This is a genomic window from Amycolatopsis magusensis (assembly GCF_017875555.1).
Classification (GTDB): Bacteria; Actinomycetota; Actinomycetes; order Mycobacteriales; family Pseudonocardiaceae; genus Amycolatopsis; species Amycolatopsis magusensis.
Map to the genome: position 1 here is coordinate 3496471 of NZ_JAGGMS010000001.1, position 17777 is coordinate 3514247.

Sequence of the window (17777 nt, forward strand, 5' to 3'; positions counted from 1 at the left end):
AGTCAGTTGAACATAGGGGCGATGGCCGGTGGTGTCAACCGCGGCGCAGGCCGCCGAGCAGCATGTTCAAGCCGAAGCGGAACCGGTCGGCGGCGGTCTCGGCGGAGAAGTACGGTCCGAGGGTGAGCATGTTCGGGAACCGGCCGGGCATCGAGCTGAGGTACTCGTGCATCTGCCGCCCGCGTTCCGCCGCTTCCGCCTGGTCGAACTCGCCCGATGCCCAGCCGCTGCCCTCATAGGCGAACGCCTTGGTGTACAGGGAAAGCGCGTCGGAGGCGTAGGCGGCCTCCCGTTCGGACAGTCCGCCGGCCCGCAGTAGGGCGAGCACGGTTTCCCCGTGCTGCAACGCGTTCGGGCCGACCGGGACCTGGGTGGCCCAGGCGACCTTCGCGATGCCCGGGTGCGCCAGCATCGCGGAAAGCTGGCCCTGCAGTACTTCCCGCAGCTGCTCGTCCCAGCGAGCCGGGTCCGGTTCGGGTAGTTCGACCTCGCCCAGCACCTGGTCGAACATCAGCTCGTGCAGTTCGTCCTTGTTGGCCACGTGGGCGTACAGCGAGGCCGCGCCGGTGTCCAGCAACTGGGCGACCCGCCGCATGCTCACCGCGTCGATGCCTTCGGCGTCGAGCAGGCCGAGCGCGGTGCGCACGATCAGCTCGGGGGACAGCTGCGGCTTGACCGTGCGGCCGGAGCGCCGCCACGGCGGAGCGGGAACGGACATGCGAACACCGTACTTGACGCGAACAACGTTCGTCTCTACGAATGCTGTTCGTTGAACGAACGGCGTTCGGAGGAGTGGCATGAAGCTCATGGTCGAAGTGGCAGGCGAGGTCGACGCGCCGCCGGAGCAGGTCCTCGCCCTGGTGGTCCGGAAGACAGGGTTCCGGCGCGACGGTGACCTGGCCTGGTCTCAGGGTGGCTGGTGGTACCGCGGGGAGTACCGGGTGACGGCGGCGCCGGGCGGGTCCACGCTGGTCCACCGCGTGTACAACGTCGCCAAGAGCCCGGTGTGGACGGTCGCGCTGGCGAACCGCCTGTTCATCGGCTTCGGGGAGCGGACCCGGGCCGGGGTGGGTGCCCTGCTGGCGGAGGTGGGCGACGAGCTCGGCTGTGCGGCCCGGCTGAAGAGATCGTGACGTAGGTCTCATTCGAGTGGTCGGGCCTGCTCGTGGCGTACCGGATGCGATCTTCGAGCGGCGCTGAGCCCTTGCTGGTCTGTGCCTCCGCGATCATTGCCGTTAGGCTAGCCTTAGCTTTGCACGTACTCGGTGAACAAAGGGGACATCTCATGGCGGAGCGTCCAGCCAGGCGGCCACGGCCGTTGATCCGCCTGCGGGTCCTGCGCACCGAGCGGCTCACCCCGCACATGGTGCGCGTGGTCGCCGGTGGCGAGGGCCTGGCGCAGTTCCAGGAGAACGGCTACAGCGACGCCTACGTGAAGCTCACCTTCCCGGTGCCGGGGGTGCGGTACCCCGAGCCGCTGGACCTGCAGCAGATCCGCGCCGAGCTGCCGCGCGAGCAGTGGCCGCGGACCCGGACCTACACCGTGCGCTACCTCGACCGGAAGGCCGGGGAGCTGGCCATCGACTTCGTGGTGCACGGCGACGAGGGCATCGCCGGGCCGTGGGCGCTGGGTGTGCGGCCCGGTGACGACATGCTGATCGCCGGGCCGGGCGGGGCCTACGCGCCGGGCGAGGAGGCCGACTGGCACCTGCTCGTCGGGGACGAAAGCGCGCTGCCCGCGATCTCCGCCTCACTCGAGCGGATGCCGTCGGGTGCGAAGGTCCAGGCGTTCATCCTGGTCGGCGGCCCGGACGAGGAACTCCCGCTCGCCACCAAGGCTGACGCGGAGATCACCTGGCTGCACCGCTCCGCCGGCGGCGACCTGGTGCGGAAGGTACGAGACCTCGACTTCGGCGAGGGCGTCGTCCAGTCCTTCGTGCACGGCGAAGCCGACTTCGTCCGCGAACTCCGGCGACACCTGCTCAACGAGCGCGGCGTGCGCAAGGACCTGCTGTCCATCTCGGGCTACTGGCGCCGAGGCAAGGACGAAGACGGCTGGCAGGCCGAAAAGGCCGAAGAACGAGCCAAGGAATCCGCCGTCGCCTGAGGCCTGGGATGCCGTGAATGTGGCTTTCACGGCACAATCCGCCGTGAAAGCCACATTCACGGCACCTGCCAACGGAGCCTCAGCCTCGTGACTGCGTAGGGTCACCGACGTTCGAGATGTAGCATTAGGTCATGAGCAACAAGCAGCGGAACCACCACGAGCCGGACGGGTCGACCGACCGGGCGCGTTCTGCTGCGAGCGGCTTGTACAGGCGGGTTGCCACGGAAAAGAAGCCGAAGTCGGTCAGTGGTCGGTTCGGGCTCGGTCCGAGGACAGTAGTGGCTGGTCACGGCGGCATTCGCAAGCCCGAACCCGTCACTGAAGCGGAGTCCGGGAAGCCTTATTCGCCTCCGTCCTTCCTCGGGATGTTCGAGCTGCCCGCTGATTCGTCCGAGCGGGTCAAGGCCGTGGTGCGCGACCAGGACGAAGTCTGAGCCTGCGCCGGGATCGCTGAACCTCCATGGCACGTCCCATCGTGATCGATTCCGGCCCGCTCATCGCCATGGTCAGTCGCAAGGACGACCATCACCGGGCGGTCGCCGCTTGGCTGGAGAAAGCCGCGACTCGCGATCTGCTGGTGCCTTCACTGGTCCTCACCGAGGTTTGCCAGTACATCGAGAAGCACCTCGGTGGTGAGGCTGAAGCCGCGTTCATCGAACAGCTGATGCGCTCGCCGCAGTTCCGGATCTACCACCCGATGGACGACGACTTCCGGCGGATGGCCGTGTTGATGCGGCAGTACTCGGATTGGCCGCTCGGTCTGGCCGACGCCGCGGTGGTGGCCACGGCGGAACGGCTGCAGACGACCGAGGTCGCCACTGTGGACCGAAGGCACTTCGAGCACATCAAGCCCGTGCACGTGTCCTACTTCAGGATCTACCCCGAAGTCGATCAGTGACACGAGCCGGGGGCGCGCCCGAATACCAGGGCGCGTCCCCCGGCTCGTTTCAGCTGGATAGTTTGCCGACGACCTGTGAACCGTAGGCGCTCAGCGTCTGTTCCCGTTCATCGTGCATCAGGTACAGCGAGAACTGGTCCACGCCCAGCTCCGCCAGTTCCTGCAACCGCTCGACGTGGGCGCCTGCCGGGCCGGTGAGGCAGAAGCGGTCCACGATCTCGTCCGGGACGAACTCGGTGGACGGGTTGCCCGCCTTCCCGTGGTGCGCGTAGTCGTACCCCTCGCGTTCCCGGATGTATTCGGTCAGCTCCTTCGGCACGTCCCCGGACTCCCCGTAGCGGGCGACCAGGTCGGCCACGTGGTTGCCGACCATGCCCCCGAACCAGCGCAGTTGCTCCCGCTGGTGCACCACGTTGTCACCGACGTAAGCCGGCGCCGCGACGCAGATCGTGATGCCTTCCGGGTCGCGGCCCGCGGCCCTGGCCGCCTCCCGCACCGAGCCGATGGTCCACTTCGCGATCGCCGGGTCCGCGCACTGCAGGATGAAGCCGTCGGCGTGCTCGCCGACCAGTTTCAGCGCCCGCGGCCCGTACCCGGCCATCCACATTTCCAGCCGCCCGTCGCGCACCCACGGGATGCGCACCGGTTTGTCCCGCAGCAGTACCTCGCGGCCCTCGGCCAGTTCCTTCGTGACGTGCATGCACTCACGCAGCGTGGCCAAGGTGGACGGCTTGAGGCCGACCACCCGGTGCGCCGAGTCGCCCCGGCCGATGCCGCACACCGTGCGGTTGCCGTACATGTCGTTCAGCGTGGCGAACAGCGAAGCCAGCACCGACCAGTCCCGCGTGCCGGGGCTGGTCACCATCGGGCCGACCACCATCGAGGAGGTGGCCGCGAGGATCCGCGAGTAGATGACGAACGGTTCCTGCCACAGCACGCACGAGTCGAAGGTCCAGCCGTAGCGGAACCCCTCGCCCTCGGCCGTGGTCATCAGCCGCACCAGGTCACCGGCGGGCGGATCGGTCTGGAGCACAACACCGAAATCCACAGTGGACACCCCTCGGTCGCGGTCAGCTCAGGTACTGGTTCAGGTCGCGCTCGAGGAACCGGCCGTGCGTGGTCGAGCCGGTGAACCCGGCCGCCGAGACGACCACCGAACCCCGCGACAGCACCGTTTCCACCCGGCCGGTCAGCTCGAAGCCCTCGTACGCGGAGTAGTCCACGTTCATGTGGTGCGTTTCCGCCGAGAGCGTCTGCTTCGCCTTCGGGTCGTAGATCACGATGTCGGCGTCGGCACCGGCGGCGATCACGCCCTTGCGCGGGTACAGCCCGAACATCCGCGCCGGCGTGGTCGAGCAGGTCTCCACCCAGCGTTCCAGGGTGATCTCCCCGGCGACCACGCCCTGGTGCAGCAGGTCCATCCGGTGCTCCACCCCCGGCATGCCGTTCGGGATGGCCCGGAAGTCGTCGGCGCCCAGCACCTTCTGGTCCTCGAAGCAGAAGGGGCAGTGGTCGGTGGACACCACGGACAGGTCGTTCGTGCGCAGCCCGCGCCACAGGTCCCGCTGGTGCGACTTCTCCCGCAACGGCGGGGAGGCCACGTACTTCGAGCCCTCGAAGCCCGGTTTGGCCATGTCCTCGATGGACAGGTAGAGGTACTGCGGGCAGGTCTCAGCGAACACGTTCTGCCCGGCGTTGCGTGCCTCCGCCACGGCCGCAAGCGCTTGCGCGGCGGAAAGGTGCACGATGTACAGCGGGGAGCCGGTCACCTTGGCCAGCTGGATCGCGCGCGAGGTGGCCTCGCCCTCCAGCTCCGGCGGCCGGGTCAGGCCGTGCTGCACCGGCTCGGTCTTCCCGGCGGCGAAGGCCTGCGCGGCCAGCTGGTCGATCGCGATGCCGTTCTCCGCGTGCATCATGATCGTCGAGCCGGTCTCACGGGCCTTCTGCATGGCCAGCAGGATTTCGCCGTCGGTGGAGTAGAAGACGCCGGGGTAGGCCATGAACATCTTGAAGCTGGTCACCCCGGCCCCGATGCACGACTCCATCTCCTTGAGCGTGGTGTCGTTCACGTCGGAGATGATCATGTGGAAGCCGTAGTCGATGGCGCAGTTGCCGTCGGCCTTCTCGTGCCACTTGTCCAAAGTGGACTGAAGCGTGGTGCCCTTGGCCTGCACCGCGAAGTCGATGATCGTGGTGGTCCCGCCCCAGGCGGCGGCCGTGGTGCCGGTGCCGAAGGTGTCGTGCGAGAAGGTGCCGCCGAAGGGCATCTCCATGTGCGTGTGGGCGTCGATCCCGCCGGGCATCACGTACTTCCCGGTCGCGTCGATCACCTCGTCCGCTTCGCCGAACACACCCGGCGCGGCCACGGCGGCGATCTTCTCGCCGTCGACGAGCACGTCGGCCACGCTGGTGCCGGTCGCGCTGAGGACGGTGCCGCCCTTGATGAGGGTGCGCATGCCGGGCCCCCTCACGCCTCGGTCAGCGGGCCGTAGCTGTCCGGCCGGCGGTCGCGGTAGAACGCCCACAGGTCGCGGACCTCGTTGAGCAGACCCATGTCGAGGTCACGCACGACGATTTCGTCCTCGGTGTCCGACGCGGCGTCACCGATCAGCTGGCCGCGCGGGTCGGCGAAGTAGGTCTGACCGTAGAAGTCGTTGTCGCCCAGCGGTTCCACGCCGACCCGGTTGATCGTGCCGACGAAGTACTCGTTGGCGACCGCGGCGGCGGGCTGCTCCAGGCGCCACAGGTACTCCGAGAGCCCGCGGCTGGTCGCCGACGGGTTGAACACGATCTTCGCCCCGGCCAGGCCGAGCGCGCGCCAGCCCTCGGGGAAGTGCCGCTCGTAGCAGATGTACACGCCGATCCGGCCGACCGCGGTGTCGAACACCGGGTATCCCAGGTTCCCTGGCCGGAAGTAGAACTTCTCCCAGAAGCCCTTCACCTGCGGGATGTGGTTCTTGCGGTGCTTGCCGAGGTAGGTGCCGTCGGCGTCGATCACCGCGGCGGTGTTGTAGTAGACGCCCGGCTGCTCGACCTCGTACATCGGCACCACCAGCACCACGCCGTGGCGCTCGGCGACCTCCTGCATCAGCTTGGTGGTCGGCCCGTCCGGGATGCCTTCGGTGTAGGAGTAGTAGTCGGTGTCCTGGACCTGGCAGAAGTACGGGCCGTAGAACAGTTCCTGCAGGCAGATCACCTGGGCGCCCTGCGAGGCCGCCTTCCCGATGGCGTCCACCGCACCGGCGATCATCGACTCCTTGTCGCCCGTCCAGCGCTGCTGGATCAGGGCCGCGCGTACCAGGTCGCTCACTTGTCTCCTCCTTGTGGGGCAGCGTGTTCGACGCCACTGGACTTGTTGCGTGACTTGGCCGAAAGGGCGAGGTGGACGACGAAGGCCACGATCAGGCCGGCCACCCAGTTGTAGTCGTAGAACGGTTTGAGGAACGGGATCAGGCCGTCCGCGGGGAAGGGTCCCTGCTCGCCCGCGGCGGTGTAGGCGCCGCCGACGGCCACCACCGCACCGGCCACCGTGGACACGACGGCCCGCCAGTTCCAGCCGCCGCGGAACCAGTAGCGGCCGCCTTCGCGGTAGAGGTCGGCCAGGTGCAGTTCGGTCCGGTTGAGCACCCAGTACCCGGCGACGAGCACCCCGGCCACCGCGCCGAGCACCCCGCCGTAGAAGCCGAGCCAGGCGAAGATGTAGATGCTCGGGTCGGAGTACAGCTTCCACGGCTGGATCACGATGCCGATCACGCCGGTGATCAACCCGCCGACGGCGAAGGTGATGCGCTTGGGGAAGGCGTTGGAGAAGTCGTACGCCGGGCTGACCACGTTCGCCGCCAGGTTCGCCGAGATGGTCGCCAGCACCAGCGCGATCAGCGCGAGCACCACGAGCACCGGGCTGGAGAACTTGTCCGCCAGCTTCGCCGGGTCCCAGATCTCCTCGCCGTAGAGCACCTTGCCGCCCGAGGTGGTCAGGATGGCGACCACGGCGATGAAGGTCATCGTGGTGGGCAGGCCGAGGATCTGCCCGCGCATCTGCTTGCGCTGGCTGCCGCCGAAGCGGGTGAAGTCCGGCATGTTCAGCGAAAGCGTCGACCAGAAGGCGATCATCGCCATCAGCATCGGCGCGAACACCTTCCAGAAGTCCGGCCCCCAGCCGAGCCTGCCAGGGTCGGACAGGATCGGGCCGAAGCCGCCCGCCTTGACCAGCACGTAGCCGAGCAGGATCAGGAAGCCGACCGAGACCAGCGGCGCGGTCCAGTTCTCGAAGCGGCGCACCGCTTCCATGCCGCGCCAGATGATCAGCATCTGCACCAGCCAGAACACGCCGAAGGACAGCCACAGCGTCCACGGCTGCCCGGCGATCTCGGCGGCCTCGCGCCAGCCGCCGCCGACGAGCTTGCCGGTGAGGATGAAGATGGCCTCGCCGCCGACCCAGGTCTGGATGCCGAACCAGCCGCAGGCGATGAACGCCCGCAGCAGCGCGGCGAAGTTGGCGCCGCGGATGCCGTAGAAGGCGCGGGCGAACACCGGGAACGGGATGCCGTACTTCGTGCCGGCGTGGCTGTTCAGCAGCATCGGCCCGAGCACGATGATGTTGCCGAGCACGATGGTCATCAGCGCCTGCACCCAGTTCATGCCGAGGGCGATCAGCGAGGCGGCGAGCGCGTAGCTGGGGATGTTGTGGGCCATGCCCATCCACAGCGCGAAGTAGTTGTAGGTGGTCCAGGTGCGCTTGCCGACCGGGACCGGCGCCAGCTCGGGGTTGAGGAAGCGGCTGCCCGTGAGCACCCCGGGGTCGGCCAGGTCGACGCGGCCGTCGGGGTGCACGATCTCGTCACCGGAGGCGCCGGCCTGCGATCGGGTGTGCGTCATTGCGGAATCCTGCGACCGGCGCGGCCCGGGGTGGCAGTGGCAGAGTGTTCACCGATCGCTGTGTCCCATGACACAGTGTCGATTGCGCATGGATCTCCACGATGCATCCGGCGCCGAGGTAACCGCGGCTAAACCGCCGCGTCACCGGCTCGCAATGCCAGGAGTGGGGCATTACCAGCGTTCATTGCAAGTAATGCCCCACTCATAGCGTTGGGCCGGGCTAAAAGGCGAAGACGCCGCCGGAGTGGGCGTCGGCGGCGCAGCGGTTCGGGTAGGTGGTGCTGAACTCGACCTGCGTGCCCTTCCAGGTGCCGAACGCGCGGGCTTCCACCGGCGCGTACTCGAGCGTGCAGGACATGTTCTTGGGGGACACGCGGTTCAGGTCACCGTCGGCGCCGGTCAGCGCGGCGCACGCGCCCTTGGCTTCGGGGTGTGTGCCGCCCGCCGGGTCGCACTGCAGTACGACGGCGCCGGAGCGCCCGCCCGCGTCCAGGGTGGACAGGGCGATCGAAGTGCCGGCGGGGTGCACCGGGCCGCTGAGGCAGGCCAGGGTGAGGGCGCACGCGGTGAGCGGTTCGAAGGGAAAGAATGCCATGATCGGTTCATCGGCGCCGGGAGCTGTTCACTGAGCTACTCGACGGGGTGAAAATCGCCGTCACGGTCGGGTGGTATGAATGTCGTGGGCCAGTAGCGCCACGTACAGCGAGAGCATCGATTCCGGGTCCTCCAGCGGCACGCCCAGCACCTGTTCGACCCGGGCCAGCTGCTGGTAGTAGGCCGTGCGGGACATGTGCGCGGCGGCCGCGGCGGCGGACTTGTTACCCCCGTGCGCGCAGTAGAACCGCAACGCCTGCAGCAGCCGGTTGCCGGTCGCGGAATCCTTGGCCAGCAGCGCGCCGAGTTCACGGGACGCGAAGGCGGTCACGCGCTCGTCGTCGGCCAGCAGGTGCAGCAGGCCGCGCAACCGCACGTCCTCCAGCCGGTGGAATCCGCTCGTGGACCCTTCAGCGGCGGGCACGGAGTCGGCCACGTGCCCGGCTTCGGTGAGGCTGCGCCGGGCGTCGGCGGCGCTGTCCACCGTGCTCCCCACCGCGACGATCGACGGCGCCACCCCGCGCGCCTGGTGCACCTCGGCCGCCAGCCGCTCCAGCACCGCGTCCGGTTTTGCTTGCGGGGAAAGGGAAAGCAGTGCGCGGACGCTGGTGTCGCCGACCACCGCGACCAAAGCGGACACCCGGGCGCGACGGGTGGCCACCGCCGCCGCCTCGGCCAGCTCGCGCAACACCGTCGCGCGGCTGAGCGCCGGTTCGGTGGCCCCGGTGAGCACCGGCCGGATCGCCGCGCCGATCAGTTGCCTGCCGGTCAGCGGTACGGCCAGCGCGGCCGCGCGCACCACGAGTTCGGCGGCCGGGACCGGGGTGGCCAGCAGTTCGGCGAGCACCGCGCGGTGCGCCTGCCGCTCCAGGCTGTCGGTGTCCTTGGCGACCAGCCGGTGCAGCGCGAGCGCCGACGCGGCCCGTTCGGCGACCACCACGTGCCGGTCGCGCGGCGGCTCGGCGCAGACGATCACCAGGCGGCCCCAGTCGTGCCCGCGTGCGCCGACCACGGTGACCAGCCAGCCCGCGCCCGGGTGGTAGCCGGTGCGTTCGCCGAGCTGCACCTGCGCGGACTGCCGGGGCCACCCGGCCAGCAGGTCGCCGGGATCGGCGCCCGCGGTGTCGTAGGCGAGCACTTCGTGGGACAGCGTCTCGAGCACCACCGGCTGGTCGGTCATGCGCGCGACCTCGCGCAGCACGACCTCGGGCTCGGCGCCGGAGACGGTCAGCGCGGTGAAGGTCTGGTGCACCCGCTCGGCTTCGCGCAGCTCGTCCACCTGCGCGTCCACGATCAGCCCGTTCACCGTCTCGGTGACCGCGACGTACCGGGTCTCGCGCGAGAGCGTGACCAGTGGCAGGCCGCAGCGGTCGGCGGCTTCGGTCAGCCCGGCGGGCAGCGCGTCGCTCCAGTGCCGGACCAGCTCCACCACCAGCCCGGCGACCCCGACCGCGGCCAGCGAATCGAGGTACTTCCCCAGCTCCGCCTCGTCGTCGGGCAGCGCGACCCCGGTGGTCAGCACCAGCTCGCCGCCCTTGAGCAGGTGGGCGATGTCGATCACCTCGGCCACGTGCACCCAGCGCACCCGGCGGTCCAGCCCGGCCGCCCCGGCCACCACGTGCGGGCGCCCGTGCCGGAGCACCGGCAGGGCGAGCACCTCGGCGACCGTGGGATACATAGGCAGACTGTAAGCGTGCGGCGCCGAGTCCGTACATGTTGCTCGTGGCGTTCCCGGCGGGCCGGTCCGCACACTCGGTCGCATGACCGAATCGGAGCTGCTCTCCAGGCATCGCGCGGTGCTGCCGAACTGGCTCGCCCTCTACTACGACGAACCGATCGAGATCGTGCGGGCGTCGGGGCGGCGGGTCACCGACGCGGACGGCAACACCTACCTCGACTTCTTCGCCGGCATCCTGACCAACGCGATCGGGTACGACGTCGCGGAGATCTCCGAGGCGATCCGGAGCCAGCTCGACAGCGGGGTGCTCCACACTTCGACGCTCTACCTGATCCGCAAGCAGGTCGAGCTGGCCGAGCAGATCGCCGAGCTGTCCGGCATCCCCGGCGCGAAGGTGTTCTTCACCAACTCGGGCACCGAGGCCAACGAGACGGCATTGATGCTGGCCACGCAGTACCGGCGCAGCAACCAGATCCTCGCGTTGCGCAACTCCTACCACGGCCGGGCCTTCGCCACGGTCGGCATCACCGGCAACCGCGGCTGGTCGGCCAGTTCGCTCTCGCCGGTCAAGGTCAGCTACGTGCACGGCGGTTACCGCTACCGCAGCCCGTTCGCGTCGCTGTCCGACGCGGACTTCATCGCCGCCTGCACCGAGGACCTGCGCGACGTGCTGCAGACCAGCACCGCCGGTGACGTGGCCGCGATGATCGCCGAGCCGATCCAGGGCGTCGGCGGGTTCAACGTGCCGCCGGACGGGTTCTTCGGCGCCTTCAAGGAGGTGCTCGACGAGAACGGCATCCTGTTGATCTCCGACGAGGTGCAGACCGGCTGGGGTCGCACCGGCGAGCACTTCTGGGGCATGCAGGCGCACGACGTCGTCCCGGACATGATGACCTTCGCGAAGGGGCTGGGGAACGGGCTGGCGATCGGCGGTGTGGTCGCGCGCGGCGAGGTGATGGACTGCCTGACCGCGAACTCCATCTCCACCTTCGGCGGCAACCCGATCTCCACCGCGGGCGCGAAGGCCACTTTGGACTACCTGCTGGACCACGACCTGCAGGGCAACGCCGCCAAGCAGGGTGACACGCTGTTCGGCGGGCTGCGGGACCTGGCCGAGAAGTACGACGTGCTGGGCGACGTGCGGGGCAAGGGCCTGATGATCGGCCTGGAACTGATCGAAGTGGACCGCTCGCCGAGCCCGCCCGCCGCCGGTGTGGTGCTGGAGGAGGCGAAGAAGCGCGGGCTGCTGGTCGGCAAGGGCGGGCTGCACGGCAACGTGATCCGGCTGGCCCCGCCGATGACCCTCACCGATGCCGAAACCGGTGAGGCACTGGAAATACTCGAAGGATCGATCGCCGCGGCGCAGGAGGCACGCAAGTGACGGGACGAATCAGCCACTGGATCGACGGCAAGCCGTACGCCGGGGTGGCCGAGCGGGCCGGGGACGTGTTCGACCCCGCGACCGGGCAGGTGCGGGCGCGGGTCGACTTCGCCGGGCCGGCCGAGGTCGACGCGGCCGTGACCGCGGCGAAGAACGCGTTTCCCGCGTGGCGCAACACTTCCCTCGCCGCGCGCACGCGGATGATGTTCGCCTTCCGCGAGCTGCTGTCCGCGCGCAAGGACGAGCTGGCGAAGATCGTCACCAGCGAGCACGGCAAGGTCGAGTCGGACGCCGCCGGTGAGATCGCGCGTGCCATCGAGAACGTCGAATACGCCTGCGGGGCCGCGCAACTGCTCAAGGGCGGGTTCAGCGAGCAGGCCTCCACCGGCGTCGACGTGTACTCGATCGCCCAGCCGCTGGGCGTGGTCGGCGTCATCTCGCCGTTCAACTTCCCGGCCATGGTGCCGTTGTGGTTCGTGCCGAACGCGATCGCCTGCGGCAACACCGTGGTGCTCAAGCCGAGCGAGAAGGACCCGTCGGCGGCGAACTTCATCGCCGAGCTGTTCGCCGAGGCCGGCCTGCCCGCCGGGGTGCTGAACGTCTTGCACGGCGACAAGGTCGCGGTCGACGGGCTGCTGGAGAACCCCGACGTGAAGGCGATCTCGTTCGTCGGGTCCACGCCGATCGCGCGCTACGTCTACGAAACCGGGACGCGGCACGGCAAGCGCGTGCAGGCGCTCGGCGGCGCGAAGAACCACATGGTGGTGCTGCCCGACGCCGACCTCGACCTGGCCGCGGACGCCGCGGTGTCGGCCGGGTTCGGCTCGGCGGGTGAGCGCTGCATGGCGGTCTCCGTGGTGGTCGCGGTCGACCCGGTCGGCGATGAGCTGGTGGCGAAGATCGCCGAGCGGATCCGGAAGCTGCGGGTCGGCGACGGCCGCCGCCCCGAGTCGGAGATGGGCCCGCTGGTCACCGCCGCGCACCACGCGCGCGTGCAGTCCTATGTGGAGGCGGGCGTCGAGTCGGGTGCGGAGCTGGTGGTGGACGGGCGCGGCATCGAGGTCGACGGGGAGGACGGCGGCTACTGGCTCGGCCCGACCCTGTTCGACCGGGTGTCGCCGGAGATGTCGATCTACCGCGACGAGATCTTCGGGCCGGTGCTGTCGGTGGTCCGCGCCGAGGGCTACGAGCCGGCGGTCGAGCTGGTCAACGCCAACCCGTACGGCAACGGCACGGCCCTGTTCACCACCGACGGCGGCGCCGCGCGGCGGTTCCAGAACGAGATCGAGGTCGGCATGGTCGGGGTGAACGTGCCGATCCCCGTGCCCGTCGGCTACTACTCGTTCGGCGGCTGGAAGGACTCGCTGTTCGGCGACAGCCACGCCTACGGGCCGGAGGGCTTCCACTTCTTCACCCGGACCAAGGTGGTCACCTCGCGCTGGCCGGACCCGTCGCACGGCGGCGTCAACCTCGGCTTCCCGCGCAACACATAACCGCAGGTCAGGCCCGGTGGGTGCGGACGGTCACGCCGGTGACCGCCCGCACCCGCCGGGTTTTCGGCCGCCTTGAGCGCGCCGGGCGCAGCTTTCCGTAAACTTGACCTGATCGTGGCAAGCGGTGCCGGTTTGCGGGGAAGGCGAGGTGGACGTGGCGAACGCGGATGAACGCCGGTTCGAGGTGCTGCGCGCCATCGTCGCCGACTACGTGGCCAACCAGGAACCCGTGGGTTCCAAGGCGATCGTGGACCGGCACAACCTGGGTGTGTCCAGCGCCACGGTCCGCAACGACATGGCGGCGCTGGAGGAGGAGGGCTACATCACCCAGCCCCACACCAGCGCCGGGCGCATCCCCACCGACAAGGGCTACCGGGTCTTCGTCGACCGGCTCTCCGAGATCAAGCCGCTGTCCGCGGCCGAGCGCCGCGCGATCACCTCGTTCCTCGACGGCGCGGTCGACATGGAGGACGTGCTCCGCCGCTCGGTCCGGCTGCTCGCGCAGCTGACCAGGCAGGTCGCCGTGATCCAGTACCCGATGATGACCAACTCCACCGTGCGCCACCTCGAGGTGGTGCCGCTGACCGCGGCCCGGCTGATGCTGGTGCTGATCACCGACACCGGCCGCGTCGACCAGCGCACGGTGGACATCGGCGACGTGATCACCGAGGAGGCGGTCTCCCGGCTGCGGACCTCGCTGAACTCCGCGCTGGCCGGGCGCAGGCTGACCGAGGCGGCGGCCCGCGTGGCCGAGCTGCCCGAGCAGGCCCCCTCCGACCTGCGCGACGCCACCACCCGGGTGTGTACCGTGCTGGTCGAGTCGCTGGTGGAGCACCCGGAGGAACGGCTGGTGCTCGGTGGTACCGCGAACCTGACCCGCAACGTGGCGGACTTCCCGGGTTCGCTGCGCCAGGTGCTGGAGGCACTGGAGGAGCAGGTGGTCGTGCTGAAGCTGCTCGCGGCGGCACGCAACCCCGGTGCGGTCACGGTGCGCATCGGCGAGGAAAATGAGGACGAGCAGATGCGGAGCACCTCGGTCGTGTCGGTCGGCTACGGCATGGACACGCTGCTCGGCGGCATGGGGATCGTCGGGCCGACGAGGATGGACTACCCGACCACCATCGCCGCGGTGCGGGCGGTGGCCAACTACGTCGGGCAGATGCTCTCGGGCAAGTGAGCCCGCTATTCGGGTTTTTCGGCAGGAGGACGGCAGCACGGTGGCCAGGGACTACTACGGCACGCTCGGTGTCGCGAAGAACGCGACCGATCAGGAGATCAAGCGCGCGTACCGCAAGCTCGCCCGCGAGCTCCACCCGGACGTCAACCCGTCCGAGGACGCCAAGCACCGCTTCGGCGAGGTGACCACGGCGTACGAGGTGCTGTCCGATCCGCAGAAGCGCAAGATCGTCGACCTCGGCGGTGACCCGATGGACGGCGGTGCCGCCCGCGGTGGCGGCGGGGGCGACCCGTTCGGCGGCTTCGGCGGGCTCGGCGACATCATGGACGCCTTCTTCGGCGGCGCGGCGGGCGGCGGTGGTGGCCGCGGGCGCGGCCCGCGCAGCCGCGTGCAGCCGGGTTCGGACGCGCTCATCCGCATCGGCCTGACGCTGGAGGAGTGCGCCACCGGCATCGACAAGGAGATCACCGTCGACACGGCGATCCTCTGCGACCTGTGCCGCGGCGCGGGTACCGCGGCCGGTGCCACCACGAAGACCTGCGACACCTGCGGCGGGCAGGGCGAGATCCAGTCCGTGCAGCGGTCGTTCCTCGGCCAGGTCGTCACCGCGCGGGCCTGCCCGGTCTGCCGCGGTTTCGGCGAGGTCATCACCGACCCGTGCCGCCAGTGCGGTGGCGACGGCCGCGTGCGCTCGCGCCGCACGGTGACCGCGAAGGTGCCGCCGGGCGTCGGCGACGGCATGCGGATCCGGCTGTCCGGCCAGGGCGAGGTCGGGCCGGGTGGCGGGCCGGCCGGTGACCTGTACGTCGAGATCGACGAGGCCCCGCACGACGTGTTCATCCGCCAGGGCAACGATCTGCACTGCAAGCTGAGCGTGCCGATGACCACGGCCGCGCTGGGCGCGAAGATGCCGATGGACACGCTCATCGACGGTGAGCACGAGCTGGAGATCGAGCCGGGCACGCAGCCGAACACCGAGCTGGTGCTGACCGGCAAGGGCATGCCGCGGCTGCGGTCGTCCGGGCGCGTGGACGGTCGTGGTGACCTGCACGTGCACGTCGAGGTCGTGGTGCCGACCAAGCTGGACGAGGCGCAGCGCGAGCTGCTGCGTGAGCTGGCCCAGACGCGCGGCGAGGACTCGCCGACGCTCGCGGGCAACGGCAAGCACGGCGGGCTGTTCTCGAAGTTGCGCACCAAGAGCCGGTAGTGGACCCGGTTTTCCTGGTCGACGCCCTGCCCTCCGGTGATCGAGCGGTGCTCGACGGGGAAGAGGCGCGGCACGCGGTCACCGTGCGCCGCATCCGGCCCGGTGAGCGGATCGTGCTCACCGACGGCCGGGGTGGCGGCGCGCGGTGCGTGGCGGATTCCGTGCAGGGCGGGCGTGACGCGGAACTGGCGCTGCGGGTCGAGGAGTCGTGGACCGAGCCGGAGCCGGAGCTGCGCGTGATCGTGGCGCAGGCACTGGCGAAGGGGGACCGCGGCGAGCTGGCGGTGGAACTGGCCACCGAGGCGGGCGTCGACGAGATCGTGCCGTGGCGGGCCGCGCGCAGCGTGGCCAAGTGGGAAGACGGCCCGCGCGGGGACAAAGCCTTGGCGCGCTGGCGGTCCACCGCCCGCGCGGCGGCGAAGCAGGCCCGGCGGTTGTGGCTGCCCGCGGTGGCGGAACCGATGACCACCAAGCAACTCGCGGCCCTGGCCGGCGAAGTCGATCGCGCGCTGGTGCTGGAGGCCGAGGCGGGTGTCCGCCTGGCGGACGCGGGCCTTCCGTCCGCCGGAAGCCTGTTGCTGGTGGTGGGCCCGGAAGGCGGAATCGGGCCGGAGGAGCTCACCCTGCTCTCGGACGCGGGCGCACGGCCGGTCAGACTAGGGCAGACCGTCCTGCGGACCTCGACCGCCGCGGCGGTCGCCTTAGGTGCACTTGGAGCGCTCACGTCGCGCTGGACCTGACCACCAGGTGGATCGGGCAACCGCGGGTATTCGAAACCCCGGAAATTTCCTGGCGTAATTTTACGCCGTGACCTGGCGCGCCGACAGGGCTAGCCGTTACTCTGGTCATCCGAGACAGCACACACGGTTTCCGGACACAACGGCTTTTCAGCCGGTGCACCGGAGTCCCCGCCGGACACCTCCCCCCTCGGTCCGGCGGAGCCGCGGCGGTGGTGGAACGACCCCCAGGTTCCACCACCCCGCGGCGTTCCTTTCGTCCTTCGCCTTACTCGGGCTTCGCCCTTCGCGTCGGCGAAGGAACGATTTTGTCTGGGGGTCGGACCCCCAGGCCCCCGCCAGGGGGCAAGCCCCCTGGACCCCCCGCGACCTTCCGTTGGATTTCTTCTGTGCCGCGGTGTTCGTTGGGTTCTCGGCTTCTGTTTTGTTGCGCTGGCTGCCGGGTTGGTGTTGCTGCAACCGAAACCGCGCCCGTTCAGCCGAACCTCACGCTCGTGCACCCGAACCTCACGTTCAGGCAGCCGAACCTCACGTTCAGGCAGTCGAACCCCGCGTTCGTGCGCCCGAGTTCCACGTTCAGGTGGCCGAGTTCTGCACTCGCGCAGCCGAGCCCATGTTGGGGGAGCCGAACGCTAGGAATGGGGCATTACTTGCATCCAATGCAAGTAATGCCCCACTCATAGCGTTCAGGGAGGGCTAGTCCGGGGTGTGGTGGGTCAGGGCTTGGGTCAGTAGGTGCGTGAGGGTGTGGCGGTCCGCGGGGGTGAGGGCGGCGAGCAGGGTCGTCTGGGCTTGGGCGAGTAGGGCGTCCATGTGCTGGAGTTGCGCCGCCCCGGCGGGGGTGAGGCTGACTATGTTGCGACGGCCGTGGGTCGGGTCCGGGCTGCGGTCCACGTGGCCTAGGTCCACCAGTTGGTTCACCGCGGCCACGACGTCGCTGCGGTCGACGTGGCAGCGCCGCCCGAGGTCCGCCTGGCTCGACGGGCCGAACTCCTGCAGGGCGGCCAGGATCCGGTAGTGGTAACCCTTCGCACCCGCCTCGGTGAAGCTTTCGGACACCAGGCGGCGCGCGTGGACGGCCAGCTGCGTGATCAGCCAGCTCGGCTTCGTCCGCAGGCGCTCGGGAATCTCCTCCATGCGAAACCACGGTAACCCATGTTGGACAAACCAACACTGTGTCCGTAGTGTTGGTGTCACCAACATCAAAGGAGTCACCGTGTCCACGACCGACCGCCTCGAGATCGCCGACCTCTTCGCCCGCCTGGCCTACCTGCTCGACGAAGCCCGCTACGACGACCTGCCCGGCGTCTACCACGCCGACGTCGTCGCGCATTCGCCGCGCGGTGGCGTCCTGCGCGGCCTCGAAGAGGTGACCGATTTCGTCAAAGCCAGCCACGTCGAGGGGGTGCGCACCCAGCACGTGCACGGCGACGTGCTGGTGCAGGTCGACGGCGACCGCGCCACCGCCACGGCCAACCAGCTCGTGTTCTTCTACCGCGAAGGCGAACCGCCCCACCGGAACAGCGGGCTGCGCGTGAGCGCCACCGCCCTGCGGACCCCCGAAGGCTGGCGGATCGGCGAAACGCGCATCGCGCTCTCCTGGATGCGCGAAGACTGATCGCCGGAG

At 69.6% G+C, this 17777-nt stretch carries 17 protein-coding genes and 1 pseudogene; 10 read left to right on the plus strand and 8 right to left on the minus strand.

Annotated features, from left to right (window positions below; all coding sequences use genetic code 11):
- Window positions 1-34: 34 nt before the first annotated feature.
- Entirely contained in the window at window positions 35-718 is a 684-nt protein-coding gene (locus JOM49_RS15335; protein ID WP_209664949.1) for a TetR/AcrR family transcriptional regulator, read from the minus strand.
- Between the two features lie 79 nt (window positions 719-797).
- On the opposite strand from JOM49_RS15335, the gene JOM49_RS15340 reads away from it, so the two are divergent.
- The 4 genes from JOM49_RS15340 (at window position 798) to JOM49_RS15355 (ending at window position 3005) form a co-directional block, all read left to right on the plus strand.
- Window positions 798-1133, plus strand: coding sequence for a hypothetical protein (locus JOM49_RS15340; RefSeq protein WP_209664950.1), 336 nt, complete (start codon window positions 798-800; stop codon window positions 1131-1133).
- Between the two features lie 152 nt (window positions 1134-1285).
- Window positions 1286-2107 carry a siderophore-interacting protein gene (locus JOM49_RS15345; protein ID WP_209664951.1) on the plus strand — a complete coding sequence of 274 codons (822 nt, stop codon included), beginning with the start codon at window positions 1286-1288 and terminating at the stop codon, window positions 2105-2107.
- Between the two features lie 131 nt (window positions 2108-2238).
- A complete protein-coding gene (locus tag JOM49_RS15350) occupies window positions 2239-2541 on the plus strand; it encodes a hypothetical protein (RefSeq protein ID WP_209664952.1) in 303 nt (100 codons plus the stop codon).
- A 26-nt stretch (window positions 2542-2567) separates the two neighbouring features.
- On the plus strand, window positions 2568-3005 hold the full coding sequence (locus JOM49_RS15355) for a type II toxin-antitoxin system VapC family toxin (protein ID WP_209664953.1): 438 nt from the start codon (window positions 2568-2570) through the stop codon (window positions 3003-3005).
- A gap of 49 nt (window positions 3006-3054) precedes the next feature.
- On the opposite strand, the gene JOM49_RS15360 is transcribed toward JOM49_RS15355, so the two are convergent.
- The 6 genes and pseudogenes from JOM49_RS15360 to JOM49_RS15385 all read right to left on the minus strand — a co-directional run bounded on the left by JOM49_RS15360 (window position 3055) and on the right by JOM49_RS15385 (window position 10155).
- Complete coding sequence (locus JOM49_RS15360; protein ID WP_209664954.1) at window positions 3055-4053, minus strand: TIGR03842 family LLM class F420-dependent oxidoreductase; 999 nt, start codon at window positions 4051-4053, stop codon at window positions 3055-3057.
- A 22-nt stretch (window positions 4054-4075) separates the two neighbouring features.
- Window positions 4076-5461 (minus strand): dihydropyrimidinase, encoded by a 1386-nt coding sequence (gene hydA / locus JOM49_RS15365; protein ID WP_209664955.1) that lies wholly within the window; start codon window positions 5459-5461, stop codon window positions 4076-4078.
- Window positions 5462-5472: 11 nt separating this feature from the next.
- Window positions 5473-6315 (minus strand): nitrilase-related carbon-nitrogen hydrolase, encoded by an 843-nt coding sequence (locus JOM49_RS15370; protein WP_209664956.1) that lies wholly within the window; start codon window positions 6313-6315, stop codon window positions 5473-5475.
- A pseudogene (locus JOM49_RS15375) lies at window positions 6269-7883 on the minus strand (NCS1 family nucleobase:cation symporter-1); the annotation flags it as partial. The gene JOM49_RS15370 and the pseudogene JOM49_RS15375, both read right to left, overlap by 47 nt.
- A 220-nt stretch (window positions 7884-8103) precedes the next feature.
- A complete protein-coding gene (locus tag JOM49_RS15380; protein WP_209664958.1) occupies window positions 8104-8478 on the minus strand; it encodes an SSI family serine proteinase inhibitor in 375 nt (124 codons plus the stop codon).
- 60 nt (window positions 8479-8538) lie between these two features.
- Window positions 8539-10155, minus strand: a complete 1617-nt coding sequence (locus JOM49_RS15385) for a PucR family transcriptional regulator (RefSeq protein ID WP_209664959.1) — start codon at window positions 10153-10155, stop codon at window positions 8539-8541.
- Window positions 10156-10237: 82 nt separating this feature from the next.
- Between JOM49_RS15385 and JOM49_RS15390 the strand changes: the two genes are divergently transcribed.
- The 5 genes from JOM49_RS15390 (at window position 10238) to JOM49_RS15410 (ending at window position 16153) form a co-directional block, all read left to right on the plus strand.
- On the plus strand, window positions 10238-11536 hold the full coding sequence (locus tag JOM49_RS15390) for an aspartate aminotransferase family protein (protein WP_209664960.1): 1299 nt from the start codon (window positions 10238-10240) through the stop codon (window positions 11534-11536).
- On the plus strand, window positions 11533-13029 hold the full coding sequence (locus tag JOM49_RS15395) for a CoA-acylating methylmalonate-semialdehyde dehydrogenase (protein WP_209664961.1): 1497 nt from the start codon (window positions 11533-11535) through the stop codon (window positions 13027-13029). Before JOM49_RS15390 ends, JOM49_RS15395 begins: the two co-directional genes overlap by 4 nt.
- Before the next feature lie 154 nt (window positions 13030-13183).
- Window positions 13184-14206, plus strand: a complete 1023-nt coding sequence (gene hrcA, locus JOM49_RS15400) for a heat-inducible transcriptional repressor HrcA (protein ID WP_209664962.1) — start codon at window positions 13184-13186, stop codon at window positions 14204-14206.
- Between the two features lie 40 nt (window positions 14207-14246).
- Window positions 14247-15413, plus strand: a complete 1167-nt coding sequence (gene dnaJ / locus JOM49_RS15405; protein WP_209664963.1) for a molecular chaperone DnaJ — start codon at window positions 14247-14249, stop codon at window positions 15411-15413.
- Window positions 15413-16153: a 16S rRNA (uracil(1498)-N(3))-methyltransferase gene (locus JOM49_RS15410; RefSeq protein WP_209664964.1), complete on the plus strand. Its 741-nt coding sequence runs from the start codon at window positions 15413-15415 to the stop codon at window positions 16151-16153. The genes dnaJ and JOM49_RS15410 overlap by 1 nt, the downstream gene beginning before the upstream one ends.
- A gap of 693 nt (window positions 16154-16846) precedes the next feature.
- On the opposite strand, the gene JOM49_RS15415 is transcribed toward JOM49_RS15410, so the two are convergent.
- Entirely contained in the window at window positions 16847-17287 is a 441-nt protein-coding gene (locus tag JOM49_RS15415) for a MarR family winged helix-turn-helix transcriptional regulator (protein WP_209664965.1), read from the minus strand.
- Between the two features lie 79 nt (window positions 17288-17366).
- Here JOM49_RS15415 and JOM49_RS15420 point away from each other — a divergent pair, with 79 nt between their 5' ends.
- On the plus strand, window positions 17367-17768 hold the full coding sequence (locus JOM49_RS15420; protein WP_209664966.1) for a nuclear transport factor 2 family protein: 402 nt from the start codon (window positions 17367-17369) through the stop codon (window positions 17766-17768).
- The last annotated feature ends 9 nt before the right edge of the window (window positions 17769-17777 follow it).